21 protein-coding genes and 2 tRNA genes are annotated in these 25,652 nt (G+C 62.8%); 8 read left to right on the top strand and 15 right to left on the bottom strand.

The features are described 5' to 3' along the window. The first annotated feature begins 43 nt into the window (after positions 1–43). Positions 44–2,995: a TonB-dependent receptor gene (locus OVY29_RS02890; RefSeq protein ID WP_313910837.1), complete on the top strand. Its 2,952-nt coding sequence runs from the start codon at positions 44–46 to the stop codon at positions 2,993–2,995. 14 nt (positions 2,996–3,009) lie between these two features. Beyond that, positions 3,010–4,656 (top strand): FAD-dependent oxidoreductase, encoded by a 1,647-nt coding sequence (locus OVY29_RS02885; RefSeq protein ID WP_313910836.1) that lies wholly within the window; start codon positions 3,010–3,012, stop codon positions 4,654–4,656. 45 nt (positions 4,657–4,701) lie between these two features. On the opposite strand, the gene OVY29_RS02880 is transcribed toward OVY29_RS02885, so the two are convergent. Further along, positions 4,702–5,958, bottom strand: a complete 1,257-nt coding sequence (locus OVY29_RS02880) for an aminotransferase class V-fold PLP-dependent enzyme (RefSeq protein ID WP_313910835.1) — start codon at positions 5,956–5,958, stop codon at positions 4,702–4,704. Between the two features lie 16 nt (positions 5,959–5,974). After that, the gene (locus OVY29_RS02875) at positions 5,975–8,350 is read right to left on the bottom strand and encodes a TonB-dependent receptor (protein ID WP_313910834.1); all 2,376 of its coding nucleotides are present in this window, start codon (positions 8,348–8,350) and stop codon (positions 5,975–5,977) included. Between the two features lie 79 nt (positions 8,351–8,429). Here OVY29_RS02875 and OVY29_RS02870 point away from each other — a divergent pair, with 79 nt between their 5' ends. Then, positions 8,430–8,651 carry a hypothetical protein gene (locus tag OVY29_RS02870; RefSeq protein ID WP_313910833.1) on the top strand — a complete coding sequence of 74 codons (222 nt, stop codon included), beginning with the start codon at positions 8,430–8,432 and terminating at the stop codon, positions 8,649–8,651. 221 nt (positions 8,652–8,872) lie between these two features. Here the strand turns inward: OVY29_RS02870 and istB are convergent, their stop codons facing one another. Both istB and istA read right to left on the bottom strand, forming a co-directional pair. After that, positions 8,873–9,601, bottom strand: a complete 729-nt coding sequence (istB, locus tag OVY29_RS02865; RefSeq protein ID WP_300501673.1) for an IS21-like element helper ATPase IstB — start codon at positions 9,599–9,601, stop codon at positions 8,873–8,875. Further along, positions 9,588–11,102: an IS21 family transposase gene (gene istA / locus OVY29_RS02860; RefSeq protein ID WP_300501672.1), complete on the bottom strand. Its 1,515-nt coding sequence runs from the start codon at positions 11,100–11,102 to the stop codon at positions 9,588–9,590. Before istA ends, istB begins: the two co-directional genes overlap by 14 nt. Before the next feature lie 199 nt (positions 11,103–11,301). On the opposite strand from istA, the gene OVY29_RS02855 reads away from it, so the two are divergent. Continuing rightward, positions 11,302–11,466, top strand: a complete 165-nt coding sequence (locus OVY29_RS02855; protein ID WP_313910832.1) for a hypothetical protein — start codon at positions 11,302–11,304, stop codon at positions 11,464–11,466. Positions 11,467–11,834: 368 nt separating this feature from the next. On the opposite strand, the gene OVY29_RS02850 is transcribed toward OVY29_RS02855, so the two are convergent. The 3 genes from OVY29_RS02850 to OVY29_RS02840 form a co-directional block, all read right to left on the bottom strand. Then, positions 11,835–12,980, bottom strand: a complete 1,146-nt coding sequence (locus OVY29_RS02850; RefSeq protein WP_313910831.1) for a hypothetical protein — start codon at positions 12,978–12,980, stop codon at positions 11,835–11,837. A gap of 491 nt (positions 12,981–13,471) precedes the next feature. Then, positions 13,472–14,698, bottom strand: a complete 1,227-nt coding sequence (locus OVY29_RS02845; RefSeq protein ID WP_313910830.1) for a phage integrase central domain-containing protein — start codon at positions 14,696–14,698, stop codon at positions 13,472–13,474. 195 nt (positions 14,699–14,893) lie between these two features. Beyond that, positions 14,894–14,979, bottom strand: a tRNA-Tyr gene (locus OVY29_RS02840). A gap of 79 nt (positions 14,980–15,058) precedes the next feature. On the opposite strand from OVY29_RS02840, the gene rlmB reads away from it, so the two are divergent. Then, positions 15,059–15,826: a 23S rRNA (guanosine(2251)-2'-O)-methyltransferase RlmB gene (rlmB, locus tag OVY29_RS02835; RefSeq protein WP_037553546.1), complete on the top strand. Its 768-nt coding sequence runs from the start codon at positions 15,059–15,061 to the stop codon at positions 15,824–15,826. Between the two features lie 3 nt (positions 15,827–15,829). Here rlmB and OVY29_RS02830 read toward each other — a convergent pair whose 3' ends face one another. Continuing rightward, positions 15,830–16,147 carry a 2Fe-2S iron-sulfur cluster-binding protein gene (locus tag OVY29_RS02830; RefSeq protein WP_037553472.1) on the bottom strand — a complete coding sequence of 106 codons (318 nt, stop codon included), beginning with the start codon at positions 16,145–16,147 and terminating at the stop codon, positions 15,830–15,832. Between the two features lie 102 nt (positions 16,148–16,249). Here OVY29_RS02830 and OVY29_RS02825 point away from each other — a divergent pair, with 102 nt between their 5' ends. After that, on the top strand, positions 16,250–16,867 hold the full coding sequence (locus tag OVY29_RS02825; protein WP_313910829.1) for a DNA-3-methyladenine glycosylase 2 family protein: 618 nt from the start codon (positions 16,250–16,252) through the stop codon (positions 16,865–16,867). Between the two features lie 151 nt (positions 16,868–17,018). Here OVY29_RS02825 and tig read toward each other — a convergent pair whose 3' ends face one another. Next, the gene (tig, locus tag OVY29_RS02820; protein ID WP_313910828.1) at positions 17,019–18,638 is read right to left on the bottom strand and encodes a trigger factor; all 1,620 of its coding nucleotides are present in this window, start codon (positions 18,636–18,638) and stop codon (positions 17,019–17,021) included. Between the two features lie 87 nt (positions 18,639–18,725). Further along, positions 18,726–18,810: transfer RNA gene (locus tag OVY29_RS02815), tRNA-Leu, on the bottom strand. A 163-nt stretch (positions 18,811–18,973) separates the two neighbouring features. On the opposite strand from OVY29_RS02815, the gene OVY29_RS02810 reads away from it, so the two are divergent. Both OVY29_RS02810 and OVY29_RS02805 read left to right on the top strand, forming a co-directional pair. Then, positions 18,974–19,195 (top strand): hypothetical protein, encoded by a 222-nt coding sequence (locus OVY29_RS02810; protein WP_313910827.1) that lies wholly within the window; start codon positions 18,974–18,976, stop codon positions 19,193–19,195. A 209-nt stretch (positions 19,196–19,404) separates the two neighbouring features. Beyond that, positions 19,405–21,087 carry an amidohydrolase gene (locus OVY29_RS02805; RefSeq protein WP_313910826.1) on the top strand — a complete coding sequence of 561 codons (1,683 nt, stop codon included), beginning with the start codon at positions 19,405–19,407 and terminating at the stop codon, positions 21,085–21,087. A gap of 25 nt (positions 21,088–21,112) precedes the next feature. Here OVY29_RS02805 and OVY29_RS02800 read toward each other — a convergent pair whose 3' ends face one another. The 5 genes from OVY29_RS02800 to OVY29_RS02780 form a co-directional block, all read right to left on the bottom strand. Beyond that, entirely contained in the window at positions 21,113–21,703 is a 591-nt protein-coding gene (locus OVY29_RS02800) for a hypothetical protein (protein ID WP_052181981.1), read from the bottom strand. 1 nt (position 21,704) lies between these two features. Then, positions 21,705–22,883 carry a M48 family metallopeptidase gene (locus OVY29_RS02795; protein ID WP_313910825.1) on the bottom strand — a complete coding sequence of 393 codons (1,179 nt, stop codon included), beginning with the start codon at positions 22,881–22,883 and terminating at the stop codon, positions 21,705–21,707. Next, the gene (locus OVY29_RS02790; protein WP_313910824.1) at positions 22,880–23,623 is read right to left on the bottom strand and encodes a hypothetical protein; all 744 of its coding nucleotides are present in this window, start codon (positions 23,621–23,623) and stop codon (positions 22,880–22,882) included. The genes OVY29_RS02795 and OVY29_RS02790 overlap by 4 nt, the downstream gene beginning before the upstream one ends. Before the next feature lie 144 nt (positions 23,624–23,767). Next, complete coding sequence (locus OVY29_RS02785; RefSeq protein ID WP_313910823.1) at positions 23,768–25,108, bottom strand: amidohydrolase family protein; 1,341 nt, start codon at positions 25,106–25,108, stop codon at positions 23,768–23,770. Between the two features lie 4 nt (positions 25,109–25,112). Next, positions 25,113–25,592, bottom strand: coding sequence for a hypothetical protein (locus OVY29_RS02780; RefSeq protein ID WP_313910822.1), 480 nt, complete (start codon positions 25,590–25,592; stop codon positions 25,113–25,115). Between the last annotated feature and the right edge of the window lie 60 nt (positions 25,593–25,652).

The raw sequence follows: 25,652 nt of genomic DNA, 5'->3' as shown, positions 1-25,652 counted from the left end.
GCGTACCGGAAATAGGGCGCCCGATAAAAACGGGGAGGATCGGATGACGCACGCGCGTATTCATTTGCTGGTGACCGCTGCCGCGATCATATGCGGCGTGGCTTCGCCCGCCGAAGCCGCCGCGCAGGTCCGGCGCTTTGACGTTCCCGCGCAGCCCGCGCGCACCGGTATCCCGATGTTCGCGCATCAGGCCGGTATTCAGGTCCTGGCTCCCGGGGCCCTTACCGAAGGCTTGCAGGTCAATCGCGTCAAGGGATCGATGGAGGTTGCCGCGGCGCTGCGAATGCTCCTGTCCGGCACAAATCTCGTCCCGGTCAAGGTCGGCAACGCCTTCGTGCTGAAGCGCCGCGCGGTGGTCGCGCAGCGCCACCTCGCCGCCGCCCCGCAGGATCAGGCAGGCGGAGCGCAGGCCCCCGCGCAACAATTCCCCGGTCCGGCAGTGGACACGCCAGCCGGCGAGGATATCGTCGTCACCGGTATCCGCGCGTCGCTTCAGGAATCGATCGACGTCAAGCGCGAAGCGCAGTCGATCGTCGACGTCATCACCGCACAGGACATCGGCAAGATGCCCGACCAGAATGTGGCGGAAGCGATGAGTCGCGTGACGGGCGTCCAGATCAGCCGGCGCGAGGGTGATGGATCGAACTTCACCGTGCGCGGGATTTCGCAGAACCGGCTCGAGATCAACGGACGCAACTATATCGGGCCCGGCAACGGCGGCAACGCGGCGCTGGAATCGGTGAGCCCCGAGATCATCTCTTCTATCCTCGTCATCAAATCGCCCACCGCCGACATGCCGGAGGGCGCGCTCGGCGCGACGGTGAACCTCAAGACCAAGCGCCCGCTCGACCTCAAGGACTTCGTCGCCGCCGGACGCCTTCAGGGCGCCTATGCCGATCAGGCCGACCATGTCGGCTATCGCGGTTCGGCGATGGTCTCGAAGAGTTTCGGCGAGCGTTTCGGCCTGCTCGCCAGCATCGCCTATTCGGACACGAAGACGCAGGGCCATTCGTTCGATGCCGGCGGCTGGACGCAGACCGGCGCGCTCGACGGCGATGGTGACGGCGTGGATGATCCGGGCCTGTACCGCCCGAACCGCTTCATGGCGCGCATCTTCAACCGCGCCGAACAGCGGCTGACGGTGAACGGCACCGCGCAGTGGCGCCCCACCGACACGCTCGAAATCATCCTCGACGCGACCTTCAACCACCTCAAGCGCCAGCGCAACAGTGTCAATTACCAAGTGTTGTTCAACAATAATGACACCGATGCGATCGTGAACGAGAGCGATACGGTCGTCGCCGGCACCTTCACCGGCGTGACCATCCGGCCGCTGATCTATGACGAGCCCACCGACCTCAAATCGACCCTGCTTGGCGGATCGGTGAAATGGGAAAGCGACCGCGCCCGCGTAAGCTTCGACATGTCCTATGCGCATGGCAAAGGCAGCGACGGCGGGCCGGGCGCCTCATTCACTTATGTGGTCGTGCCGCGCGCGGGAAACACGGCGAACGCGAGTTATGATTTCAGGGGCGGCAATCCGGTGCCGGACCTGTCGATCGATGCCAATTTCAACCCGAACGACCCGTCGCAATATCAGCTGCTGTCGATCTTCGACTATGACGCGGTGACCGAAAACAGCGGCTATGACGGGCGGCTGGACTGGGAGTATCAGACCGAGTGGGGCATCCTGTCCTCGGTAGAGACCGGGGTACGCTACGAGCGTGTCGAGCTGCTCGCCGCCGATCCGCAGAACCTGCCCGTCGCCGCCAGCCTGCTCGCGGCCGGCGATGCGAACGGCGACGGCATCCTGACCGTCGACGAGCTGCCCGGGCTCAGCTACGGCAAGGACTATGGTGCCTTTTTCCCCGGCGCCGACGGCAGCTTTCCCCGCGATCTTTTGGGCGGCACGCTCGACAAATGGACCGCGCGCGACGCGCTGGGCCTTGCGAGACCCGATCCCTACGACACGACGATCACCGTCGGCCCGACCTCGATCAAGGACGTCAGGCAGGACACGCTGGGCGCCTATGTGAAGGGCAATTTCGAAGGCGATATCGGGGGCCTGCATTATTCGGGCAACGCCGGCATGCGCTATGTCAGCACGGCGCGCGCGACAAAGGGATTTCTGTCGCCGACCGCCACGACGATGATCAAGGCCGATTTCAGCTATTGGCTGCCCAGCGCCAACCTGTCGATCGATTTCAACGACGATCTGACGCTGCGCTTGGCCGGGGCGGAGGTCGTTGCCAGGCCGGGTCTCAATCAGGTCAGCGCGAGCTTCGTACCCAACACCGTCAGCATGACCGGCTCGCGCGGCAATCCCAATCTCCGGCCATTCGAGGCGACGCAATTTGACGCCACCCTCGAATGGTATTTCGCCCCTTCGAGTTCGCTCACCGGTGCCGTCTTCTACAAGAAGGTCGATTCCTTCACGGTGAACACCGTGACCCGCGAGTTCATTCCCGGTTTTTCGGAGCGGTTCGGGCTGTTCGACATATCGCAGCCGCAAAATGGCGAAGATGGCGACATCAAGGGCTTCGAGCTCGCCTATCAGCATGCCTTCCGCTTCCTGCCGGCTCCGTTCGACAATCTCGGGATCCAGGCGAACTACACCTATGTCGACAGCTCGACGCCGCTGGTCGATGCCATCACCCGCGAGCGGCTCCCGCTCCCCGGCTTGTCGCGCGATAGCTACACGCTGATCGGCTATTATGAGGACGACACCTTCTCGGTGCGCGCGGCCTATACCTATCGCAGCAAATATCTGAACTCGGTCGGCGGCGCAGCCAGCGGCGGCAACACCTATATCGCTGGGAGGGGACAGCTCGACGCGTCGGCGCAAATCAACCTGACGCCCAACCTGCGCCTGACATTTGAAGGCATCAACCTGACCAAGGCGATCGACCGTCAGTATCTGGGCGAACCCGATCGCCTGACATTCAGCGCACAGGAGGATCGCAGGATCTTCTTCGGCGTGGCCGCCAGCTTCTGATGATGAGGATCACCATGCGCCGCAAACGCGTCCGCGTCCGCGCCCTCGCCATCGCTTCTGCCTGGCTTATGCCGATGGCGGCTTTTGCTTCGACCGCCTCCGCTCGGCAGCACGCCGACATCGTCATTTATGGCTGCACCTCGGGGGGCGTTGTCGCGGCAATCGAGGCGCGGCGGCTCGACCGGTCGGTGCTACTGCTATGCCGCGAAGACTATCTCGGCGGCATGTCGACCAACGGCCTCGGCTGGTCCGACACCGGCAACCATCGCGCGATCGGCGGCCTGTCGCTCGAATTCTACCGCAAGGTGAAGCGATATTATGACGACCCGTCGGTCTGGGTCCACGCCCCGCGCCCCGCCCGGGCCGAGAACTTCGTCGATGGCGATGCCATGTGGCAGTTCGAACCCAAGGTCGCCGAACGGATCTTCGAGGACTGGGCAAAGCAGGCGGGCGTCACCATCGTGCGCAATCAGCCACTCGACCGCTCGAAGCGCGGCGTCGAGATGGACGGCAATCGTATTGTCGCCTTCCGCTCGAAGTCGGGCCGGCGTTTCGAGGGACATATCTTCATCGACGCGACCTATGAGGGCGACCTGATGGCCGGCGCCGGCGTCAGCTTCGCGATCGGGCGCGAAGCGAACGCGACCTATGGCGAGACGCTCAACGGCGTCCAGCTCGCGAACACCACCAATCACCAGTTCACGCTCGACATCGATCCGTATCGCGTGCCCGGCGACCCCTCGAGCGGGCTCGTGCCCCGGATCAGCGCCGAACGCCCGGCGCCGGACGGCACGGCCGATCGCAAGATCCAGGCCTATACCTATCGTATGTGCCTGACCGACGTGCCTGCGAACCGCGTGCCCTTCCCCAAGCCCGCAGGCTATGACGCAAGCCAGTATACGCTGCTCAAACGCTACATGGACGCCGGCTATCGCGACTATTTTCGCAAGTTCGACCGTATCCCCAACGGCAAGACCGACACGAACAATTTCGGCGCCTTCTCATTCGACAATATCGGTATGAACTATGATTATCCCGAAGGCAGCGATGCCGATCGCGCCGCGATCGCGCGCGAGCACACGACCTATCAGCAAGGGTTGCTGTGGTTCATGGCGAACGATCCCGACGTGCCCGCAGAAACCCGCGCGGAAATGTCAAAATGGGGGCTCTGCAAGGATGAGTTCACCGGCACCGGCCATTGGCCACGCGAAATGTATGTGCGCGAAGCGCGCCGCATGGTTTCGGACTTCGTGATGGCCGAACCGCATTTGCGCGGCACCAAGGCGACGCCGCGGCCGGTTGGAATGGGCTCGTACAACATGGATTCGCATAATGTGCAGCGGATCGTCGACGCACGCGGCTTCGCGCGGAACGAGGGCAATATCGAGATCAGCCCCGGTCGCGCCTATCCGATCAGCTACGACGCCATCGTGCCGAAGAAGCGCGAGGCCGTGAACCTGCTGGTGCCGGTCGCGCTGTCGGCGTCGCACATCGCCTATGGTTCGATCCGGATGGAGCCGGTATTCATGATACTCGGCCAGTCGGCAGCAGCAGCCGCTTCGCTCGCGATCGACGACCAGGTCGCCGTCCAGGATGTCGACTATGACAAGCTTCGCGCAAGATTGACGGCGGAAGGGCAAATTCTCGAGCTTGCGCACTGACAGGAATCGCGCACGCCAAATTCGCCGCACCCGGCAACGCAAAGATCAAGTGAAGGTCGATATCGCCTTTATGAGCATGTCCATATCGCTCGGCGTGTTGAACAACGCTGGTGTGATCCGGACGCACGCACCGCGAGCCGGTCCGGCGCGATGAACCGAGAATATCCGGTGATCTTCAAGCAGGCGCTTGGCAATGGCCATATTGTCCGCCTCGCTTGTGCGGCCCGCGAGGCGAAAGGATGTGATCCCGCCGTGCAGGCGTGAATCGACCGGCGTCAATATCTCGATCCCCGGCGCGCCGCGCAGCGGTTCGGCCCAGCGATCGCGCAAATAGCGCAGGCGCGCCGCGCGCGCCGCATCGCCGATGCGATCCTGGAAATCGAGCGCCGCGGGCACGCTAAGCTGCGCCGCGAAATCGACCGTGCCCGTGTGCACGCGCGCTTGGCTCGTCGCCGCAAATGGCGGTTCGTTAGCAATATCGGGGTCGATCAGTTCGACTTTCGCCTTGCGGATATAAAGCGCACCGACGCCGAGCGGAGCGCCCATCCACTTGTGTAGATTCAGCCCGACGAAATCGGCATCCAAATCGGGAAGCGTGAAATCGAGCTGTCCCCAGCTGTGTGCGGCATCGACGATCGCATCGACGCCGCGGGCGCGGGCCATCGCCACGATTTCGCGGACCGGAACGACCAGTCCCGTCCGGTGACTGAGGTGGGTGAGCAGGATCAGGCGGACGCGGGGATTGGCCTTGAGCGCCGCTTCGTAGCTGTCGATCAGCCCCTGATGCGTTGCGGGTTCGGGGAGCGCGATGCGCACCACATCGACGCCGCGGCTCTTCTTGAGCGAGTCGCAGCACGCCTGCATGCTGTCGTAATCGAGGTCGGCATAGAGCACGGCGTCGCCAGAGCGCAGCCGGTTATAGCCGCCGATCAGCGCCTTGAGCGCCTCGGTCGCGTTACGGGTGAAGGCGATTTCCTCGGGCGCCACACCCAGCTTTGCCGCGACGCGCGCGCGTACCGCGATGAGGTCGGGGACGAGCCCGCGGCGCGCATAATAGCTCGTCGCGCGGTTCACCCGCCGGACGGCGGCTTCATATTGCTCGAGCACGGGCCGCGCCATCATGCCCCAATTGCCATTCTCGAGCTGGATGATGCCATCGATCACATCGTACTGCGCCGCGACCTTTGCCCAATAGCCCTCGTCTTTGGGCTGGGCGCCTGCCGGCAGCGGCGCGGCTTCGAGCCGGCCCGCCACCGGAGCAGCCGCGGCGGCCATCAGCATCTGCCTCCGATTCAGCTCCACGCCCGTTCCTTTTGCGTCAGAAGGTGATCCCGAGGCGAACATAATATTGGCCGCCGTCGGTGTCATAGGGGGCATTGCGCGAATAGATGAGCCCGCGCACCGCCTGGTTGGTCGCCTCGTCGGGATAGGTGTCGAAGATATTCTCGGCCCCGGCGCGGATCGACAGATGATCGTTCAGTTGCAGGCTCGCCGACAGATCGAACATCACCATCGATCCGAAGCGCTGGAATACCTCGCCCGTCGCGTTGCCGCTGACGTCGGTCCACGCGCCATAATAGCGCGCGCGGCCCTGCAATCCGAAACGGCCGACCGTATAGCCGAGCGAGGCGGTGCCATTATGCTTGGGCAAGCGGTCTTCGAACAGCACCCGCTGCGTTTCATTCCCGATCGACGCGCTTGTGCCGCTCGTCACCCGAGTCTGGTTGTAATTATAGGCAAGGCTGAGATCGACCTTGCCCGGACCCAGGTCGCGCGCATAGGCGAGCACGACGTCAACCCCACGCGTGCGGGTGTCGAAATCATTGGTGAAATAGGTGACCGCCGTGAAACGCTGCGGATTCGGCAAATCGGCCGGCACCGCAAAGGTCCTCGACTGGCCGAAACGGTCGCGCAGCTTGATCTGATAGACGTCGACGCTGCCCGTCAGCCCGAAATCCGACTGGAAGGTCAAGCCCGCCGTCAGCGTCCGCGATTTCTCGGGCGTCAGCGGCTTTGCACCCAGTGCGACCGCGATCGGATCGGAGGGCGACAGGCGACCGGTATTGAAAATCTGCAGCGTCGTCGTGTCGAGGCCCTGGCTCGTACTCACAGCATTGAGCTGCGCGGGAGTGGGCGCGCGGAAACCCGTCGACCAGGTCGCACGCAGCGCCACGCCGGTCACGGGTTCGAGGCGCGCCGACAGCTTGTAGTTGAACGTGTCGCCAAAGGCCGAGAAATCCTCGTAACGCCCCGCCGCGCCGAGCGTCAGCATCTCGACCGGTCGGACTTCGACATCGACATAGCCGGCATAGCTGGTCTGCGACCATTCGCCCGCGCTGAGCGGGCTGAAGCCCGGAAAGCCGTTGCTGTTCGGCGCCAGCCCCGTCGCCGCGCCGGGCCCGATCGCATAGGATGCGGGATCGCCGGGCCGGATCGCATAGGTCTCCTTGCGCCGTTCGGCGCCGAAAGCGATATTCGCAGGCTCGGCCATGCCAAGCGGCAGGCGATAGACGAAATCGGCGTTCAGGTTGAACTCGCGCTGTATCAACCGCCCGAGATAGAAGCTGGTTGGACTGTCCGGACCGAGCGAGGCGTTGAGCGATTCGCTCATATTATAATTTATGCGGCTGCGCCCTAGCGCCGCGCTGAGGTCATAGGTGAACGCATCGCCAACCTCGCCGCGCACGCCGCCGGCGGTCTGGAAATCGTCGTACTTCGTCCCGAAGCGCGGGGTGAAGCCCGTGGGATAGAGGGCCCGGAAGCTGAAGCCGGGGAATGCCGTACTCGGGTTGTAGACGTTTCCGGTACCGACGGGGTTGCGCCAGTTGAAATCGGTCACCCCCTCCCCGCTGCCGACCGTGCCAAAGGCATAGGCGGTCGCGCCATCGGCAATCTCATAATCGGCGTTCACCGCGCCGCGCACCGAGCGCAGGTCGGGCTGGCCCCAACGCTGCACCGGGTTCGGCACGTCGAGGTCCGGGTTCGCGGCCTGAAAGGCTTCGGCGTCGGGGCGCTGCCGCGTGCGCGAGGTCGCGTCGGACTTTGAAAATTCGCCCGTGAAGACCAAAGAGCCGCGATCGCCGAGCGCGACGCCGCCCTGCCCGCCGGTCTGGTAGCTTTGACCGTCGCCTTCATAATAGCTCGAATATTGGCCGAAGGCGGTCATGCCGGGCTGGTCGTCGAGAATGATGTTGATCACGCCCGCGATGGCGTCGGACCCATATTGCGCCGATGCGCCGTCGCGCAGCACTTCGATCCGCTTGATCGCAAGGTTCGGGATGGTCGCGAGGTCGGCGGCCTGCGCGCCGCGCGTGCCGAGCAAGGCCGAACGGTGATAGCGCTTGCCGTTGACGAGAACGAGCGTCTGGTCGGGCGACAGGCCGCGCAGCGTCGCGGGGCGGACAAACGCCTGACCGTCGGCCGCCGGTAGGCGCTGCACGTTGAACGAGGGCAGGAGCTGCGCCAGCGTGTCCGACAGATCATTCGACACGCTGTTGTCGATCGCCTTGCCTGACAGGACGTCGATCGGTGCCAGCGTATCGAACTGGGTCCGCCGCGCGTCGCGCGTGCCCGTGACGATGATCATTTCGCCCTCGACGCCTTCGGAGTCGGCCGGAATCATCCCTTGGGCCGCGGCCATCGCGGGCGCAGCGAATTGCAGCGCGACAAGCGCGCAGGCGGTAAGGCGTTTCATGGATGCTCCTTGGATCTCGACGGGGGGAGAGTTATGTTCTGGTTGTGGTCGCGCCCTAGGAATTCATTGTGACAAACAGGTGTCGATCGATGCGTTGGTTTGGATGATGGGCGCCTGCGAACCGCTCATCCTGGCGATAGTCGGCAAAGCTTATCCGGAAAGACCGCGCGCGCATGATCGGGCTCATCGCCATCTCGGCTTCCAGCTGCATCGCGCGTATGGCGTTTCGCGTCTTCCCGTTCGCGGCCTCGTCAATCAATTGCCGATCGGCCGCGAACGCCGATTCGATATGCGCGCATAGAGAGCTCTTTTCCGTCCCGCCGCATTCTCTCTATGATATTGGTGTCAATCGGCGTGCAAACGGGACCCCCTATCGGCGCGCAAAAGGGACCCCCTTTTCAAGATGGCGCAAGGTTGATCGGACACGCGCTCTTGCGCTGCGCGCGGCGTAGGGAGGGCGGAGCCCGACCGGAGGCGCGCGCAGCGCAAAGGCATCTTTTAATCGGAGGTCGGCGGGGGTGGTCAGCTGCGGTTTTTGAAGCGCCAGCTGTCATTGCCGGTCTCGACGATGTCGCAATGATGGGTCACGCGATCGAGGAGCGCGGTGGTCATTTTGGGATCCCCGAACACCGTGGGCCATTCGCCGAACGCGAGGTTGGTGGTGATGATGACGCTGGTCTGCTCGTAGAGCTTACTGATCAGATGGAACAGCAACTGGCCGCCTGAGCGGGCGAACGGTAGATAGCCCAGCTCATCCAGCACCACGAGATCGAGGCGGGCGAGCTGGGCGGCGAGTGCACCGCTCTTGCCGATCCTGGCCTCTTCCTCGAGGCGGGTCACCAGATCGACGGTGTTGAAGTAGCGGCCTCGCGCACCCGAGCGAACGACATTGGCGGCGATAGCGATGGCCAGGTGGGTCTTGCCGGTGCCCGTGCCGCCCACCAGGACGATATTGCGCCGTGCGGGCAGGAACGCGCCGCTGTGCAATGAACGCACCAGCCCCTCGTTGATCGGTGTGCCCTCGAACCGGAACGCATCGATATCCTTCACGACCGGCAGCTTTGCGGCCGCCATCCGGTATCGGATCGACGCGGCATGGCGATGCGTCGCTTCCGCCCGCAGAAGGTCGGTCAGTATCTCCATCGTGGTGCGCTGGCGCTGAAGGCCGGTGGTGACCGCATCGTCGAACGCGCCCGCCATGCCCTTGAGCCCAAGCCCGCGCATCGCCTCGATCATGTCATGCCGCAGCATCGAAGGTCCTCAGCTGGTCGTAACGGGCGCAGTCGGCGATCGGCGGATGGCGTAGCGCGCTATCCTCGGAGGTGATGATCGTAAGTGGGCGCGGCGGCTCGCGGCGGCGCGCCAGGATATTGAGGATCAGATCGTCGCTCGCCGTGCCGGTCGCCAGCGCTTCGCGCACGGCCGCTTCGACCGGATCCAGGCCATCGGTCAGCACGGCCGACAGCACACGGACGAACCGGCGGTCGGCATCGTCGCCGTTCCCCAGCTTGCGGCGCAGGCGAGCCAGTGCCGGCGGCAGATCCCAGTCCTGGAAGGGCGCACCGTTCCGTAGCGCGCCGGGCTTGCGGGCCAGCACCGGCAGATAATGCCAGGGGTCGTAAATCGTGCGGTTACGCCCGAAGTAGCGAGGATGCTCGGCGACAACCTCCTCGCCGCAGCGCACGATGATGCGGTCGGCATAGGCACGGACCTGCACCGTGCGCCGCGCCATCGTCGAGAGAACCGAGTAGCGGTTGCGGTCGAAGCTGATCAGGCAGGTGCCCGTCACGGCATGCTCGCTCTCGTTGAAGCCGTCGAACGGCCCCAGCATCGGTTGCAGTGCCGATCGTTCGATCTCCAGCGCCTGCGCCACGGTTAGCTCGCCCTGCTCAGGATGCGCCTGCCGTTCCGCCCAGCGCCGACACTCGGCCTCCAGCCAGCCATTGAGCTCCTCGAGGCTGGCGAACCGCAACCGGGGCTGGAAGAAGCGGCCCCGGATCGTCTGCACCTGGTTCTCGACCTGCCCCTTCTCCCATCCCGCCGCAGGCGAGCAGGCGGTCGGCTCGATCATATAATGGGCGGTCATGATCAGGAACCGCCGGTTGAAGACCCGTTCCTTGCCGGTGAACACGCTGGTCACCGCCGTCTTCATATTATCGTAGATGCCGCGCCCCGGCACGCCGCCGAAGAAGGCAAAGCCGCGCGCATGCGCGTCGAACAGCATCTCCTGGCTCTCGCGTGGATAGGCTCGGACATAGACCGCTCGCGATGCGCACAGTCGCATATGCGCGACCTTCACTCGCATCGGTGTGCCGGCGATCTCTACATCCTCATGGCTCCAGTCGAACTGGTAGGCCTCGCCCGGCTTGAACGTCAGCGGGATGAAGGCGGTGACACCATCGCCGGCATCCTTGCGCCGAAGGGCCTTCCAGCGCGCCGTGTAGCGGCGCACGGCATCGTAGGAGCCCTCAAAACCTTCGCGCACCAGCAGGTCATGGATCCGCGTCATCCGCAGCCGCTCGCGCCTGCCGCGCACCTCATTCTCTTCCAGCAGCGTATCGAGCCGATCCTGAAACGGACCGATCCGCGGCAGTGGCTGAACCTTGCGCTGATAGTCGAATGTGCCTTCCGGCGCTCGGATCGCCTTGCGGATCACCTTCCGCGACACATGCAAATCCCGCGCGATCGCCTTGATCGCCTTACCACCGGCATACTCGCGCCGAATCCGAACCACTGTCTCCAAAACCAACATCCCGATCTCGCCGCCTGATTATCCAGCCGGCTGCTTAAACCATCGAAATGAGGGGTCCCTTTTAGACGCCGATCACCCCGCTAACGGGGTCCTTTTTGCACGCCGGTCCACAGCCATGAACCTTGGACCGCTGGTAGCTTGGCTGCGTAAGAAGCATCACACGGCTATCGAGCGAGAGCGGATTCAACGGATTAGCCAAATGACGCCCGACGAATATGCGGCGGAGCAGCTCCTATCGGCTCGTGAACTGGCCATGCTTGGCCGGATAATCGACGACCCTGCGTCATCGATAGCAGCCAAGGCCGACGCTCGGGGCAAGATTTCTGCGCATGCTGTGGCGGTTAGGCTGAACAACGGCGAATAGGGCCAATCTCCGCAAATGTGGGAGAGCCGGAGTTTCGCTCCAAAAATTGCCAAAAAACCTCGCCGACCCCTCTTACTCGTCATGCGCGTCCGCTTGCCCAACCTGCTGCGCATCAGCTCTGCCGAGCTGTCGCGCTTGCCCGAAAAAGCTTGAAACGGTCATCAGAGAGGCGACGGCTGCGACAGCTTGATCGTCTCGGAACGCGTCACCTGATCGGACATCAGTTAGTGCCCAGTCACCCGCGCACCCAAAACCGATCCACACATTTTGCACAAAAAAAACCCCAGCATCAGCTGGGGCTTCGGTTAATGGAATGCCGGAATGGGCTACTCAGTGGTATCTTCGACTCCACGCATTTTCATTCTCCTTCACTCTGTTTCTATAACGCTTGGTTCCTTAACGGGATCCTTCAAAACGCCGAAAAGCACAGAAATTTTTGATTCGTGCGAAAGGTTCTCGATCCGGTACGCTTTGTGCTGCTGATCTCCAGGATGAACCTCAAAAATCCGCTTGTCTTGCCCATGTATGGCAATCCGAATCCTATCTGACAAGCTGTTTCGAACTCGGATCGTGAGTTCATCCCAGTGCTTTTTCGCCTGCAAGCGATAACCTTCGTGGTCCCCCGCCGCAGTCTTTAGCTCTTTCAATCCTGCCCCTTCAAGCGGAACCACTTTCTGCCAGCATCGAAAACGGGTTCGAAATTCCCGAAGCTGCCCAGGCAAAATTTCAAGCCTACGAGACTCAGGCTCGAATTTTTCATCGGCGCTGAATTCTCCCCCCTCATGAAGAATTTCGTCTTCATGGCTCTCATAGCCCCCCTTGCCATCAGGAAGTAGGCTTGTCGTAACCGCAGGGAAAATTTTCAAACATGGTTCATTTCCACAGGAATTATCTGGAACCACTCTTTGTTTGAATTCGAAAACTGCCGGCTCGTTTGTTAGATAATTTGCGACAGTGAAGCTGCGCGAGACGTCGATCTGAATTAGTCCGTTCGCCTCGTCGAAGCCTATAACGTCAATCGTTGTATCGTTATTTTGACAGTCAGAACTCACAGTTTGAATCCGAGAGCGGAGATACGCGATCTCTCCACTCCTGAGCCGCTTCGCATCGAAAAGTAGATCGATCTTGTCATCAAAGTTTCGTCCCCGGTCCGCCTCTCTTCTCTGAATTAAAATAATCATGAACCCCAAGAGCGAGAAGAAGACCAAATCCTCCGCCAAAGAGGAAAAAAAGCTCAAAACAATCTGTGGCCTAGTATTTCCGTTAGATTCTAGAACAAGAGCCCAGAAGAATAAAATTGCAACAATGAAAAGCACAGCAAAAGCTGCGAACGTAGGCCACAAGTGCTTCCAAAGAGAGCGCATAGGCGTACGAACTTCTCGCATGTATTTTTGAAATATGACCCATGCCACCACGAACGGCAATACGATAGCGACAAAGATGATCCAGTTTACCAAATCGAAACCGAGAAAACTGCTAACGGCGACTGCGTCGGCTGGCTGACCGCTGGGCAATAATACCTCCCCCTCAAAAACAACTCTGCAGAAATTCTATAGCGACAGAGTGGATTCTGTAAACTTCAAGAGTTTCCCCATCTATCCCCACTCCAGCGAACCCCTGCCTATATCGGGGTAATAAAGCCCTCTCAGCGCCAATATGCCATGTCGATTGACCGATGGGCACGTTGCTGAGCGACAACCTGCGGCGGCTTTCCTATCGCATCTCTGATTTCAAAGCACAAACCACCCCCGCGTCCCTTCTCGGAATCATCGATGCTCTACAACGACCAATTCCCGGGCCGCGATGCTACGCATCGGACCCATAATTTGGATACACACCTCACGCACGGGTGCATGGCGCTTTTTCGCCACTTTTAGAGAGTGCGATTAGAGTGCTCTTGCGTGGCCGAAGTGTAAATCGACGCATTTCCAACGTTTTTTGAGAGTACGATTCGCACCCTCGATGGCAGTTCCGAGAGGAACTGCTGCCTGCAATAAAACGCGCACTACCCCGCCTTCTTGTCAGGCAAAGGCACGACATTGCCGGTGCCAACGACGCCGCCAACGCAAAAACCGCTCCAGGCATCCATCAGCTTAACGCGCGCACCCGGCTGGCTAGGCGTGCCAAGATAGGTTGTGCGGCGATAGGCAGCCTGTACCGCATCGGGCGTCTTGTGAGCCAGCGCCGCTTCTACCACGGCATCGGCAAAGCCTTCGTTCGCTGCCCAATCGGTGAAGGTAGAGCGAAAACCATGAACGTGGAACGGCTCGCGCATGTCGCGCAGCACCTTTAGCAGAGTCATGTCAGACATCGGTTTGCCAGCCAAACCGGGGAAAACGACATCTGTGTCCGGAAGCCGGAAGGCATTCGCTTTTGCCAACACCGCCAGAGCCGCGTCAGACAACGGAACCATGTGCGCCTTGCCTCGCTTCATGTGATCGGCGGGAATGGCCCACAGACGGCCTTCAAGATCAAATTCGGCCCATGTCGCTAACCTTACCTCTTGACTGCGCACGCTGGTAAGGATGAGCAGTTCTAGCGCGAGCCGCCCATAGGATGGCTTGCGCCGCAAAGCAGTGATGAAGGCGGGCAAGGCAACATAGGGCATGGCCTTGCGATTCTCTCGCGATTTAACCTGCCGAGGCAATCCACGCCCCGCTTTCAGGCTGCCATTGCCCGATGGGGCTTCGCGGGAGCGCCAACCCTTAGCGTGGGCATAGTCCAGCACAGCACAAATCCGGTTGCGCACTTGGCGGGCGGTTTCAGGAATTTCCTGCCAGATCGGTGTCAGCACTGTGATGATGTCAGCGGCCGTAATACCCCCGGTCGGCACATCGCCCAATTTCGGGAAGGCGTAATTTTCCAGACTGGCGAGCCATTGCCGCGCGTAAACCGCGCTTTTCCAACCCGCCTCATTCTCGGTGTGATATTGGCGCGCGGCAACGCGGAACGTCACCTTCGCGGCGACTTCATCTTTTCTCTCCGCCAGAACGTCGCGCCGATCTAGCTTGACCGCCTTCCGGAGCCCCGTGGCCTTATCCCGGGCCTCGGCCAGCGTTAGCAGCTTAGCACTACCCAGACCGATGTCCTGCCGCTTGCCGTCGCGTTGGAGCCGCAAAAGCCAGTAGGCTCCGCCCCGCTTGTCCACCCTAAGCACCAGCCCGTCACCGTCCTGATAGGTGCCGGGATTCGCCAAAGCTGCCTTGACCGCAACCGCCGTGAGCTTGCCCATCGCTTACTCCCACACTTTAGCGCCGCTTGCGGAAGGTTCAAAGTGTGGGAGTAATCGATTTACTCCCACATCTCTCCCACATTTGCATCCGGTTGCAGGCAAACACCAAGGGACGCAGGCGGACAATATGGGCGATTATACGCTAGGTTTTCTGGGATTTCTAGGGACTTCTGCGGACACCCTCGGAAGGGAGGGTGGTGGACAGGGCTGGATTCGAACCAGCGTACGGAAACCCGGGCAGATTTACAGTCTGCTGCCTTTAACCACTCGGCCACCTGTCCTTGGGGCCCGCTTTGGGAAGCGGTCCAATGGCGAAACGAGGCTTGCCTGTCAATGGCGGTCGTGGGAAAGGCGCGCCTTATGAGACAATTTTCCCGACATCGCCGCCCGTCAGGCGGAAACCAACGCGGTCAGGCCATCCGTTTCTGGGGCCGCCACGCCGTTCTCGCCGCGCTCGCCAACCCCGAACGCAACGTCAAGCGCATCTGGGGCACGCGCGAGGCATTGGGCCAGCTCGACCTGCCGCCGGTGATTCCGATCAGCTATGCGGACGTCGCCGACCTCGCGCGACTCGTCGCGCGCGACGCGCCGCATCAGGGGTTGGTGATCGAGGTCGACCCGCTCGAGAATATCCATCTCGGCGACCTGTTGCAGGAAGAGGTGGATGCGGAGAGCAAGCGTCCGCTCGTTATCCTCGACCAGGTCACCGATCCGCACAATATCGGCGCGGTGCTGCGCTCGGCGGCGGCGTTCGATGCGGCGGCGATCATCACGCAGGACCGCCATAGCCCGCCCGAAAGCGGCGTGATCGCGCGTTCGGCATCGGGCGCGCTCGAAACCGTGCCATGGGTGCGCGTCGTCAACCTGTCGCGCGCGCTGGAGGAGATCGCCGAGGCCCAATATTGGCGCATCGGGCTGATGGGCGACACCGAAACGACGCTCGGATCGACGCTCGACGGCAGCAAGGTCGCGCTGGTGCTCGGCTCCGAAGGCGACGGGATGCGCCACAATGTCATGGAACATTGCGACGTGCTGGCAAAGCTGCCCATCTCGCCGCGGATGGAGAGCCTCAACATCTCGAACGCCGCGGCGATCGCGCTCTACGCGGTCGCGACGGCGGGCCAATAAGGTCTAATCCTCCGCCGCGATCCGCACTTTCAGCCCGTCGAGCGCGTCGCTGAACGGGATCTGGCACGACAGGCGCGAATTATCGTCGCGGTCGGTGGTCGAATCGAGCAGGTCGTTCTCGTCCTCGCTCATTGCGGGCATCGCGTCCTTGTCGCCCGCCTCGACATGGACATGGCAGGTCGCGCACGAACAGCAGCCGCCGCACAGCGCGAGCAATTCGTCGAAACCGGCGTCGCGGATATTTTCCATCACGGTCAGGCTGGTGTCGCCTTCGATCTCATGTTCGGTTCCGTCGCGCGTCACGACAATCAGCTTGGCCATGCTAGTCCCTCATCTCTTTCTTGTCGCAGGCGCTATGTCGCGCGTTGCCTGTCAAATCAAGCGTTGCTATCAGCAACCTTGGGAACAAAAGGAGAATATAGGATGGGCCTAAGCCAGCAGCAGCTGAACGCGGGAATCGACGCGCTGGCGGAGCGCGACGCCAATTTCGCGCGCGCGCTCGGCAACGCGGGCTATCCCGAGCCGCGCATCCGCGCGCCCGGCTATACGACGCTTCTTCGCACGATCGTCGGCCAGCAGGTCAGCGTCGCCGCCGCGACCTCGATCTGGAACAAGCTCGAGGCGCAATTCGGCGAAGGCTGCCCCGCCGAAGTCATGGCCGCCGCCGATTTCGACACGCTGCGCGCCTGCGGCCTGTCGGGGCAGAAGCAGGGCTATGCCAAAAGCCTCGCCCAGCTCATCCTCGACGGCGATCTGACCTTCGACGCGCTCCCCGCCGACGATGAGGAAGCGATCGCCTTGCTCACGCGCGTCAAGGGCATCGGGCGCTGGTCGGCCGAAATCTACCTGCTCTTCGCCGAAGGCCGCCCCGACATCTGGCCCGCGGGCGACCTCGCGGTGCAGGAAGCCGTCGGCCGCATTATGCAACTGGGCGTGCGCCCGAGCGAGAAAATGGCGCGCGAGCTGGCCGAAGCCTGGCGCCCGCACCGCGGCGCCGCCGCGATCTTCAGCTGGCATTGCTATAATATGGACGTGATTTAGGCGGTGTCCGTCGCCCCCGCGAAGGCGGGGGCCGCCAGCAACCTTGCGTTACACCGGTAGCGGCCCCCGCCTTCGCGGGGCGACGATTCAAACGAAAAAGGCCGGGTGGAGCATCCTCCACCCGGCCTTTTTTGTAATCATCAGCCGAAGCCTATTTCTTCGCCGCAGCCTTCTTGGCCGGAGCTTTTTTGGCGGACTCAGCCTTCTCGGCCGCAGCGGCCTTCGCCGGAGCAGCCTTCTTCGCCGCGGGCTTGTCCTCAGTCTTGGCTTCGGCCTTCTTCGCCGGCGCCTTCTTGGCGGGAGCCTCGGCCTTTTCTTCCTTGGCCTCTTCCTTCACCGCATCCTTCTTGGCGGGCGCAGCCTTCTTCGCGGCCGCCTTTTTGGCGGGCTTCGCGTCATGGTCATGGTCGTGACCGCAGCCCGGGCCGTGGACGTGGCCGTCGTCGTCGGCTTCGATCGCGGCTTCGATCTCTTCGCGCGTCACTTCGCGGTCGCTGATCTCGGCCTTTTCGAACAGGAAGTCGACGACCTTGTCCTCATAGAGCGGGGCGCGGAGCTGCGCGGCGGCGAGCGCGTCCTGCTGGACATATTCGACGAAACGCTGGCGATCTTCGGGGCGATACTGCTGCGCCGCCTGCATGACGAGGCGCTGCATTTCCTGCGCCGACACCTGCACGCCATGCGCCTGGCCGATTTCCGACAGGAGCAGGCCGAGGCGGACGCGGCGCACCGCGATGCTGCGATATTCGTCGCGGTCGCTCTCGAGTTCGGCCTTCGCCGCTTCGGGATCTTCCTCGTGGCTCGCTTCATGCTCGAGCTGCTGCCAGATCTGGTTGAACTCGGCCTCGACCATCGTCGGCGGCACTTCGAAATCATGGCTCGCGGCGAGCTGGTCGAGCAGCTTGCGCTTCATATAGGTACGCGTCAGGCCGTTGAGTTCCTGCTCGACCTGATCCTTCATCAGCTCTTTCAGCTTGTCGAGGCTTTCGAGGCCGAGCGTCTTGGCGAACTCGTCGTCGATCTTCGACGCCGCGGGAACCTTCACTTCCTTCACCGTGACGGCGAATTCGGCGGGCTTGCCCTTCAGATTTTCGACCGGATATTCGTCGGGGAAGCTGACCTTCAGCACCTTTTCGTCGCCGGCCTTGACGCCGACGAGCTGGTCTTCGAAGCCCGGGATCAGCTGGCCCGAGCCGATTTCGACCGCCATGTCCTCGCCCGTGCCACCGTCGAAGGCGACGCCGTCGACGCTGCCGGCGAAGTCGATGATGACCTGGTCGCCGGTCGCGGCTTTCTTGGTCTTCGGCGCTTCCTCGAACCGCTTCATCTGCGCGGCGAATTCCTCGATCTTCGCCATCACCGCCTTGTCGTCGGCGGGAACGGTCAGGCGCTCGAGCTTCAGCCCGTCGATCGACGGGGTTTCGATTTCGGGCAGTACTTCCAGCGCGACGGTGACTTCGGCATCCTTGCCGCTTTCATAACCGTCGGCGAGCGTCACGGCCGGCTGCAGCGCGGGGCGAAGCTTTTCCTTCGCCATCAGGTCGCGCACGCCGGCGTCGATCGCCTTGTTGAGCGCATCGGCCGACAGCGCGGGGCCGTGCATCTTGCGGATCAGGTTCGGCGGCACCTTGCCGGGGCGGAAACCGGGCATGCGGACGGTCGGGGCGATGCTCTTCACCTCGTCGTCGACGCGCGCGTCGATATCCTTGGCGGTGATCGTGACGCGATATTCGCGCTTCAGGCCTTCGTTCAGCGTTTCGACGGTCTTCATTGCCTTGGTCTTATCCTTGCTCAAAATCTCGTATCGAACCCCGCCAAAAGGGCGAAGTTCCCCATGATCCCGGCCTGCATTGCGGAATGGTGCGGGCGAAGGGACTCGAACCCCCACATCTTGCGATACTGGTACCTAAAACCAGCGCGTCTACCAATTCCGCCACGCCCGCAGGTGTTTTCGGCCGGGTGCACGAAATCGCGCGCTGCCGCGCACGCCCGTGCGGGCCGCGCGGGGCTATAGCAGACACGCGGCCAAGGGCAAGGGCACAAAGCCGCCCGTTCCGCTGGCGGAACATGCGTCGCGCCGGTTCGTTGATCAGGTCAAGGAGATATATGATGCCCTACCCCTCGGACCTCCATGTCAAGGCGGCCGACCCGCTGCCCAAGCCCAAGCCCGATATCATCGATCCGGTCGCGCCGCCCGAACGGCCGACCCAGCCGACACCGCTCGAGGACCCAGCCGGTCAACCGGTCGAAATCCCCGGCAGCCCCGGCGGCGGCGATATCGACCAGCCCGGCCGCGGCCCCGACGAAGTGCCGCCCGATCAGGTTTAAGCAGATCCTCCCTGTCGCGAAGCGATGGGGAGGGGGACCGCGCCCGCAGGGCGTGGTGGAGGGGCGACGATGGCAGAGTCACCAGTCCCCGTCAGTCCTACGGGCTGCCACTCCCGATCGCTCCGCGACAGGGAGGATTAAAATTAGCTTGCTAACCTCTTGACCCGCCCTTCCCTCCGCCGCCACGATGGCAGCAAGGGGAGAGACATATGAAATCCATCACCGCCGCCATCGCGCTGCTCTTGGCGAACACAGCGCCCGCCACAGCGCAGGACACCACGCTCTACCTCGGCGGCCCGATCATCACGATGGACGGCGAGACGCCGCAGACTGTCGAAGCGGTCTTGACAAAGGGCGACCGCATCGCCTTCGCCGGTTCCGAAAAGCAGGCTCGCGCCGCCGCTGGCGACGGCGCCGTTGTCCATGACCTCAACGGCGCGACGATGCTCCCCGGCTTCATCGACGCCCATTCGCATTTCACCGTCGCCACGCTGACCGCCGGCGGGCTCGATCTCCGTGCCGGAGCGCCGGTCACCGACGTCGCCGGCGTCATCGCGGCGATCCGCGACTATCTCGCCCGCACCCCGGCCCAGCCCGGACGCTGGGCGACCGTCTGGCAGTTCGACCACGAGACGCTCGCCGAAAAACGCTATATCACCCGCGCCGAACTCGACGCGATCGCCCCCGACCGCCCGCTCGTCGTCCTCCATGTCTCGCTCCACGGCGCGGTCGCCAACAGCGCCGCGCTGAAGGCCGCGGGCATCGACGAGACCACCCCCGTCCCGCCCGGCGGGATGATGCTCCGCGATGAAGCGGGCAAGCTCAACGGCGTATTGCTCGAAAAGGCGATGTTCCTGCTGCTCGCCAAATTGCCGCAGCCGACAGCGGAGCAGAAACTCGCCGCGCTCGACGCCGCGCAAAACGCCTATTTCGCCGAGGGCTATACGCATGCGCAGGACGGCGCGACCCAGCCGCCCGACGTCGCCTTCCTCACGTCGCCCGCCGCACGCGAGCGACTGAAAATCGACCTCGCGCTCCTCCCCTTCTCGACCGGGCTCGACGCGCTGCTCGCGCAGTCCGCGCTCAAATTCGGCAGCTATCAGGGCCATGTGAAGCTGCAGGGGATCAAGTTCGTCCTTGACGGGTCGGTGCAGGCGCGCACCGGCTATTTCACCCGCGATTACAAGCGCGGCAGCCCCGAGGGTCATCATCCCTGGCACGGCGAACCGGTGCTCTCCGAAACCGACTTCATCGTGCAGGCGAAGAAGGTCCACGACCGCGGCTGGCAGCTCTTCGTCCACGCCAATGGCGACGCGGCGATCGACATGGCGATCGAGGGCTTCGACGCGCTCGGAATCACCGCCGCCGCGAACCGCCGCCCGATCGTCATCCACTCGCAGTTCCAGCGCCCCGATCAGCTCGCGGCCTACAAGCGCATCGGCGTCGGCCCCGCCTATTTCTCGAACCACACATGGTATTGGGCCGACATTCACCGGACCAATTTCCCCGACGAAGTGGTCGATTTCATCAGCCCCTTCGCCTCGGCGCGCGCTGCGGGGCTGATCGCCTCCAACCACAGCGATTATAGCGTCACCCCGCTCGACACGCGCTTCATGCTCTGGACCTCGATGGCGCGCGTCTCGCCCGCCGGCGTCGTCAGCGGCGAAAAGGAACGGCTGGGCGCCTATGCCGCACTGCAGGCGCTCACCACCGGCCCCGCCTGGCAAATCTTCGAGGAAGACCGCAAGGGCCGCATCAAGCCCGGCCTGCTCGCCGACTTCGTGATCCTCGACCAGAACCCGCTGACGACGCCGGTCGATGGAATCAAGGACATCCGCGTTCTTGAAACGGTGAAGGAAGGAAAAAGCGTGTGGTCGGCACCTCCACGCTAGACTCGCCCGGCGCCGCTCGCGGACCTCAGAATCTTACGCGCTGCATCATGGCTTGTGCCTCGGGCAGGCCGGCGCCGAAATAGTGCAGTTGCGGCGCATAATAATTCGCTACGAATAATTTGCCGTCGACGACCGCCAGGCGAGCCTCGCCAAGCCGCGTCAACTCGTCATTCGGCATCGTATAACGATAGCGGACCAGCAACCCCTTATTCCCGCCGATGTCGGTTGGGGCCGATTCGACGATCGTAAAATCGGAAAGCTGGTTCGCCGCGCGAAAGCTGCGTTCAAAAAAATCGGCCAGTTCGGGCAGCAACAGACCGCTGTCGAACTTTGGCATCGGATTATTCTTCTTGTCGCGCTCCTTGTACAGCGACCCACCCGCAGGAATGGCGGAGAAGAACTCGATCGCGTTGAGACCGACACCATCCTGCGTCCACACCCGTCCCTGCTTGCCGGGCCGTCCACCTTGGTTCCAGTCTCTTTCGGGCGTTACTTTCAAGCCATCGACCTGCGCGGTTTCTTTTGCGCTTATCAGCTTCCAGCCCGCACTTGCAGACGGGCTCCAGGCAGCAAGCACAACCGCGACGAAAATCACCGAACGACGATGGATAGCCATTTCAATTCTCCAACAGCATTTTCATGGCCGCGGCGTCGGATGCCTGCGGCAATCGGACCAGATATTCGCGCAACGCGGCTTTTCCCGCCGAGCTATCCCCGCCGCGCATCGCGGTCAGTCCCACGCCGCGCCACGCCTCGGCAGGCGCCGAACCGGTCGCGATCGCTTGTTCGTAAAACTGCCGAGCCGTCACCAGATCCCGCGGGTTGCCGCGCAGCCGATACAGCTCGCCGCGGGCATGAAGCAACAATCCGTCCCAGCCCAAGGCGTTGGCCCGGCTTTGGATGACATAGTCGGCAGCGGCGAACTCGTTGCCCTTGACCAAGCTGTCGAAGAGCGTCGGCAGAACGCGCGCGGTCTCCGCACCATAGGCTTCGCGCCCCTCGTCGCCCTCCGCTGCTCCCGCCTCGGCTTCCTGCTCGGCGAAATAGGCGACACGCTGTAAATCAGTGGGGTGCGTATCGATCGCCCCCGGATTTCGCCGGCGAATTTTGCGCAACTTCCGCTCTTCTTTCAGCGCGTCCTCTTCTTCCATCAGTCGCGTCCACACGGCCGATGCACGCAGCGGGTAAGCCGATGCCTTGATGTAGGATGCGGAAAGAGCGTCCGCTTCGGACTCCTGCGCACGCTTAAAGCCGAAGAAACCGAATGCGATCGGCGTTTGGGCGAAGCCGAGACCGGTGTTCGGGGCAGCGGCGGCGCCCGCCAAGCCGATCCACGCCATCAAGTCGCTGCCTTTTCGCTGCTCCTTAAAGCCATTCAAGCTGTGCCGCAGCTCAAAATGAGCAAATTCGTGTCCCAATACCGTCGCCAGTTCCGCTTCCGAATGCACGCGAGCCAACAAGCCGGTGTGTACCTGCATCATTCCATTTGGTGCCATGCTCGCATTGAACAGCTTATCCTGGACAATATAGACTCGCGTTGCTTCGCAACGATCTGGTCCGACCGTTTTACAAAGTACGCTCTTTACATATTTGGTGAGAGCTTCATCTCGAACGACCAAAGGGGAATCGCGAAACGCCCTTTCATAATCGTCCATTTGCATCCACAAACCGCGCTCATCGACGCCCAGCGGCTCATATGCCCCTGCATAGGTCGGCCTTTCGAACGGTTCACGCGCGGCCAAGGAAGAAGGGGCGGCCAGCATCACTACTGCCGCAACGATTGCCCGCTTGGTCATTTGGTTGCCGTAGCGACCGGCTTGAAACCCGGAAAATCCTCCAGCAATTGACCAACGCGCTTTTGCATGCCCTCCTCGGTGCGGACGTCACCGCCCATTTGCTCGTCGGCGTTCAACCAGACCAGATTTCCGGTGTGCAAATCGACAAGTCCCGCATAGCCGACATGCTTGCCCGAACTCACGCCCGCGCCGACCAGCCCGATCGCGAGAACCTGAAACATCTTTCGCCCGAATGAGCCATATTGGTCCTCGGTCCGGACAAATAGCCCATATTGCGCGCCGGTCCTCTCCGCGATTGCTTTGGTGCCCTCTCCCAGCGTCCAGTCAAATGCCTTGTTCTTCCGCGTCGGGAGACGGTTTCCGGCAAAGAACTGGTAATTGACGACCGAACTGGCAACCGAGTTGAACAAAGCCCGATGTTCGGAAAAAAGCTTGGCGTCCTCGCCGACAAGATCGGGCTCGATGATCAGCTCGTTGCTGAACTCTATCTGGCGGCGGGCCAGTTCGGCATTCAGAAACTCGCGCGCCTGCGCGGTCCAATCGGCGTTAGGCTCGGCGAGCCCGCCCGTAGACTGCTCGCCTACCCAAACCGACGGCCGAAACAGCAAAATTTTCTTTCCGCTGAGCGTTTCAGCCGAAAACCCTTCGCGCACTGCGCCTTTTTCCTGCCCATGTGCCATTGGCGCCACGACAAGAAACGATACCGCCAGAATGGCGGCCGCCAGCCATTTATTCATCATCCCCGTCCCCCCGGACATCTTCAGACTCGGGAAGTAATCTTCCGCCTGTCCCAAATGCGTGCATCGTAAAAAGCTTCAAACGCGGCAAGCAAAAAATCGGCGTACCTTCGCTCCAATAAACTGGACCCGCTTTATGACTATCTTTTACTGGCCAGAGCGCCGCACCACGACCTCGGCGAGCATCGCTTTCAGCGCCGTCGCATCATACCAGCGCCCGCCCGCCATCACGACCAGCGGCGACCGCAGCGTCGCGGGCTTCTCCAGCGGGTTCTCCTCGACGAGCAACAGGTCGGCGCGATAGCCCGGCGCCACAACGCCGAACTTCGCCGCGCCCGGCACCGTCTTCGCGATGAATTCGCCCGGCGTGCGCGTCGCCGCCGACAGCGCCTGCCACGGCGTCAGCCCGGCGGCGAGCATCGCGTCGATCTCTTCGTGCAGCGCGAAGCCCGGCACCTGCCCCGGAATCGTCGGCGCGTCGCCGCCCGTGATCAGCGGCACGCCGGCATCGGCCATCGCCTTCACAAAGCGCGCCTCGAACGCCACGCGCCGCGACAGGTCGACCGCCTTTTTCTGATAGCCCGACCCCGCCCACGCCAGCCGGTCGGCGGGCGACAGATAGCGCGCCTCGGGCGCCGCCAGATAGGCTTTCACCACCTCGGGCTTGCCGAACTGCGCCGCGATCGTGCGATAGTTGAACAGGTCGGACGTGACGAAGGCGCCATGCGCCTTCACAAGCGCGATCGCGTCGGCGATCCGCACATCGGCGGGCGGCGCATTTTGATCGTCGGCGGGCGGCTCGGGAAAGAAGCCGTAGAAAAATTCCTCGACATGCGCGACCATCGCCTGTCCCGCCGCCAGTTGCTTCGCAAGCCCGACCGCTTTCGCATTATGCCCGACGATACCGATCCCCTGCGCCTTCGCCTCCCCGGCGAGCGCCGCGAAGGCATCGGCCGGCAGGTTCGTATAGACCTTGATAAAGCTGTAGCCGTTCGCCTTGGCTATCCCGACGATCGCGCGCGCATCCTCGGGCGTCTTGACGACCAGATGGCCATATTGCGGGTCGCCGTCGACCGCGAGCGCCGTGAAAATTTGCGGCCCAGGCACCTCGCCCTTGTTCACCGCTATCCGCGTCCGCCCGGCGAAGCTGTTCGTCGCCTCGCCCATGTTGAGCATCGTGGTGACGCCGTTCGCGAGCAGCAGCGTCAGGTCGTCGCGCGTCGTCACATGATTGTGCATGTCGGCGAGCCCCGGCACCAGCCACGCCCCCTTGCCGTCAATCACCGGCGTCCCCGCGGGCAGCTTCGCCTTGATCCCGATGCTCGCGATCTTGCCGTCGGTGACGATCACCGTCGTGCGCGCAATCACGCGCTCGGCGTCCATCGGCACGACATTGACGTCGGTGAAGACGACCGTCTCCGCCCGCACCATGCCGGCGAAGGCGAGCATCGAGCACAGCGTCAGCAGCGCGCGCAGCATCTGCCGCATCGCGTCAGCCGGCGCAGAAAGCGGCGAAACGCGCTATCGCCTGTTTGCCGCGCGGCGTCGCCGTCATGTCGACTGTGTCGCCATTCGCGGTCATCCGCAGCCAGCCGTTCGCGGCAAAGGCGCGAAAGAAGGGAAAGGTCGCGGGCATTTCCTGCGCGGTAAAGGTCGGTATTTCGTCGGCCTCGGTCGTCCCGGTCAGCCGCACGCGCTGGTCGCCCGACTCGAGAGTGATCGCGGTCAGGTCGGGCGCACCGCCCGAAATCCCTGCAAAGACGCGGTCGCCGCTTTCCTCGCAGGTGAAGTTCAGCGGCTGGTCGTCGGTGCCGTCGACCTCATAGGCCAGGATCGCATCGTGCACCGGCCCCTCGTCGTTGACGCGCATCGCCCAGTCATATCCGTCGTTCACGGCGGGCGCCGCGATTGCCGAACCGCCGATAACCAGCGCGAGCGCGCCGCCGACCGAAACCATCATCCGCTTCATCATGTCCGCCCTTCCCATCATATCTGCACTGGTTTCAATGCCATGACAGCGAAGCGGCCGGAT

Origin of the sequence: Sphingopyxis sp. SE2 (assembly GCF_032227185.1) — a bacterium.
GTDB lineage: Bacteria > Pseudomonadota > Alphaproteobacteria > Sphingomonadales > Sphingomonadaceae > Sphingopyxis.
The sequence above is the reverse complement of the archived record's forward strand: the minus strand, read 5'-3'. Positions and strand labels throughout refer to the sequence as shown.

Coding starts and splice junctions, on each gene's coding strand:
- OVY29_RS02780 (WP_313910822.1), bottom strand. CDS start 25,592: ATGATGAAGCGGATGATGGTTTCGGTCGGCGGCGCGCTCGCGCTGGTT.
- rlmB (WP_037553546.1), top strand. CDS start 15,059: ATGAGACAATTTTCCCGACATCGCCGCCCGTCAGGCGGAAACCAACGC.
- OVY29_RS02845 (WP_313910830.1), bottom strand. CDS start 14,698: ATGGGCAAGCTCACGGCGGTTGCGGTCAAGGCAGCTTTGGCGAATCCC.
- OVY29_RS02805 (WP_313910826.1), top strand. CDS start 19,405: ATGAAATCCATCACCGCCGCCATCGCGCTGCTCTTGGCGAACACAGCG.
- OVY29_RS02885 (WP_313910836.1), top strand. CDS start 3,010: ATGCGCCGCAAACGCGTCCGCGTCCGCGCCCTCGCCATCGCTTCTGCC.
- OVY29_RS02830 (WP_037553472.1), bottom strand. CDS start 16,147: ATGGCCAAGCTGATTGTCGTGACGCGCGACGGAACCGAACATGAGATC.
- OVY29_RS02875 (WP_313910834.1), bottom strand. CDS start 8,350: ATGAAACGCCTTACCGCCTGCGCGCTTGTCGCGCTGCAATTCGCTGCG.
- istB (WP_300501673.1), bottom strand. CDS start 9,601: ATGCTGCGGCATGACATGATCGAGGCGATGCGCGGGCTTGGGCTCAAG.
- OVY29_RS02785 (WP_313910823.1), bottom strand. CDS start 25,108: ATGCGGCAGATGCTGCGCGCGCTGCTGACGCTGTGCTCGATGCTCGCC.
- OVY29_RS02855 (WP_313910832.1), top strand. CDS start 11,302: ATGACGCCCGACGAATATGCGGCGGAGCAGCTCCTATCGGCTCGTGAA.
- OVY29_RS02800 (WP_052181981.1), bottom strand. CDS start 21,703: ATGGCTATCCATCGTCGTTCGGTGATTTTCGTCGCGGTTGTGCTTGCT.
- OVY29_RS02790 (WP_313910824.1), bottom strand. CDS start 23,623: ATGATGAATAAATGGCTGGCGGCCGCCATTCTGGCGGTATCGTTTCTT.
- OVY29_RS02810 (WP_313910827.1), top strand. CDS start 18,974: ATGATGCCCTACCCCTCGGACCTCCATGTCAAGGCGGCCGACCCGCTG.
- OVY29_RS02890 (WP_313910837.1), top strand. CDS start 44: ATGACGCACGCGCGTATTCATTTGCTGGTGACCGCTGCCGCGATCATA.
- istA (WP_300501672.1), bottom strand. CDS start 11,102: ATGTTGGTTTTGGAGACAGTGGTTCGGATTCGGCGCGAGTATGCCGGT.
- tig (WP_313910828.1), bottom strand. CDS start 18,638: ATGAAGACCGTCGAAACGCTGAACGAAGGCCTGAAGCGCGAATATCGC.
- OVY29_RS02795 (WP_313910825.1), bottom strand. CDS start 22,883: ATGACCAAGCGGGCAATCGTTGCGGCAGTAGTGATGCTGGCCGCCCCT.
- OVY29_RS02825 (WP_313910829.1), top strand. CDS start 16,250: ATGGGCCTAAGCCAGCAGCAGCTGAACGCGGGAATCGACGCGCTGGCG.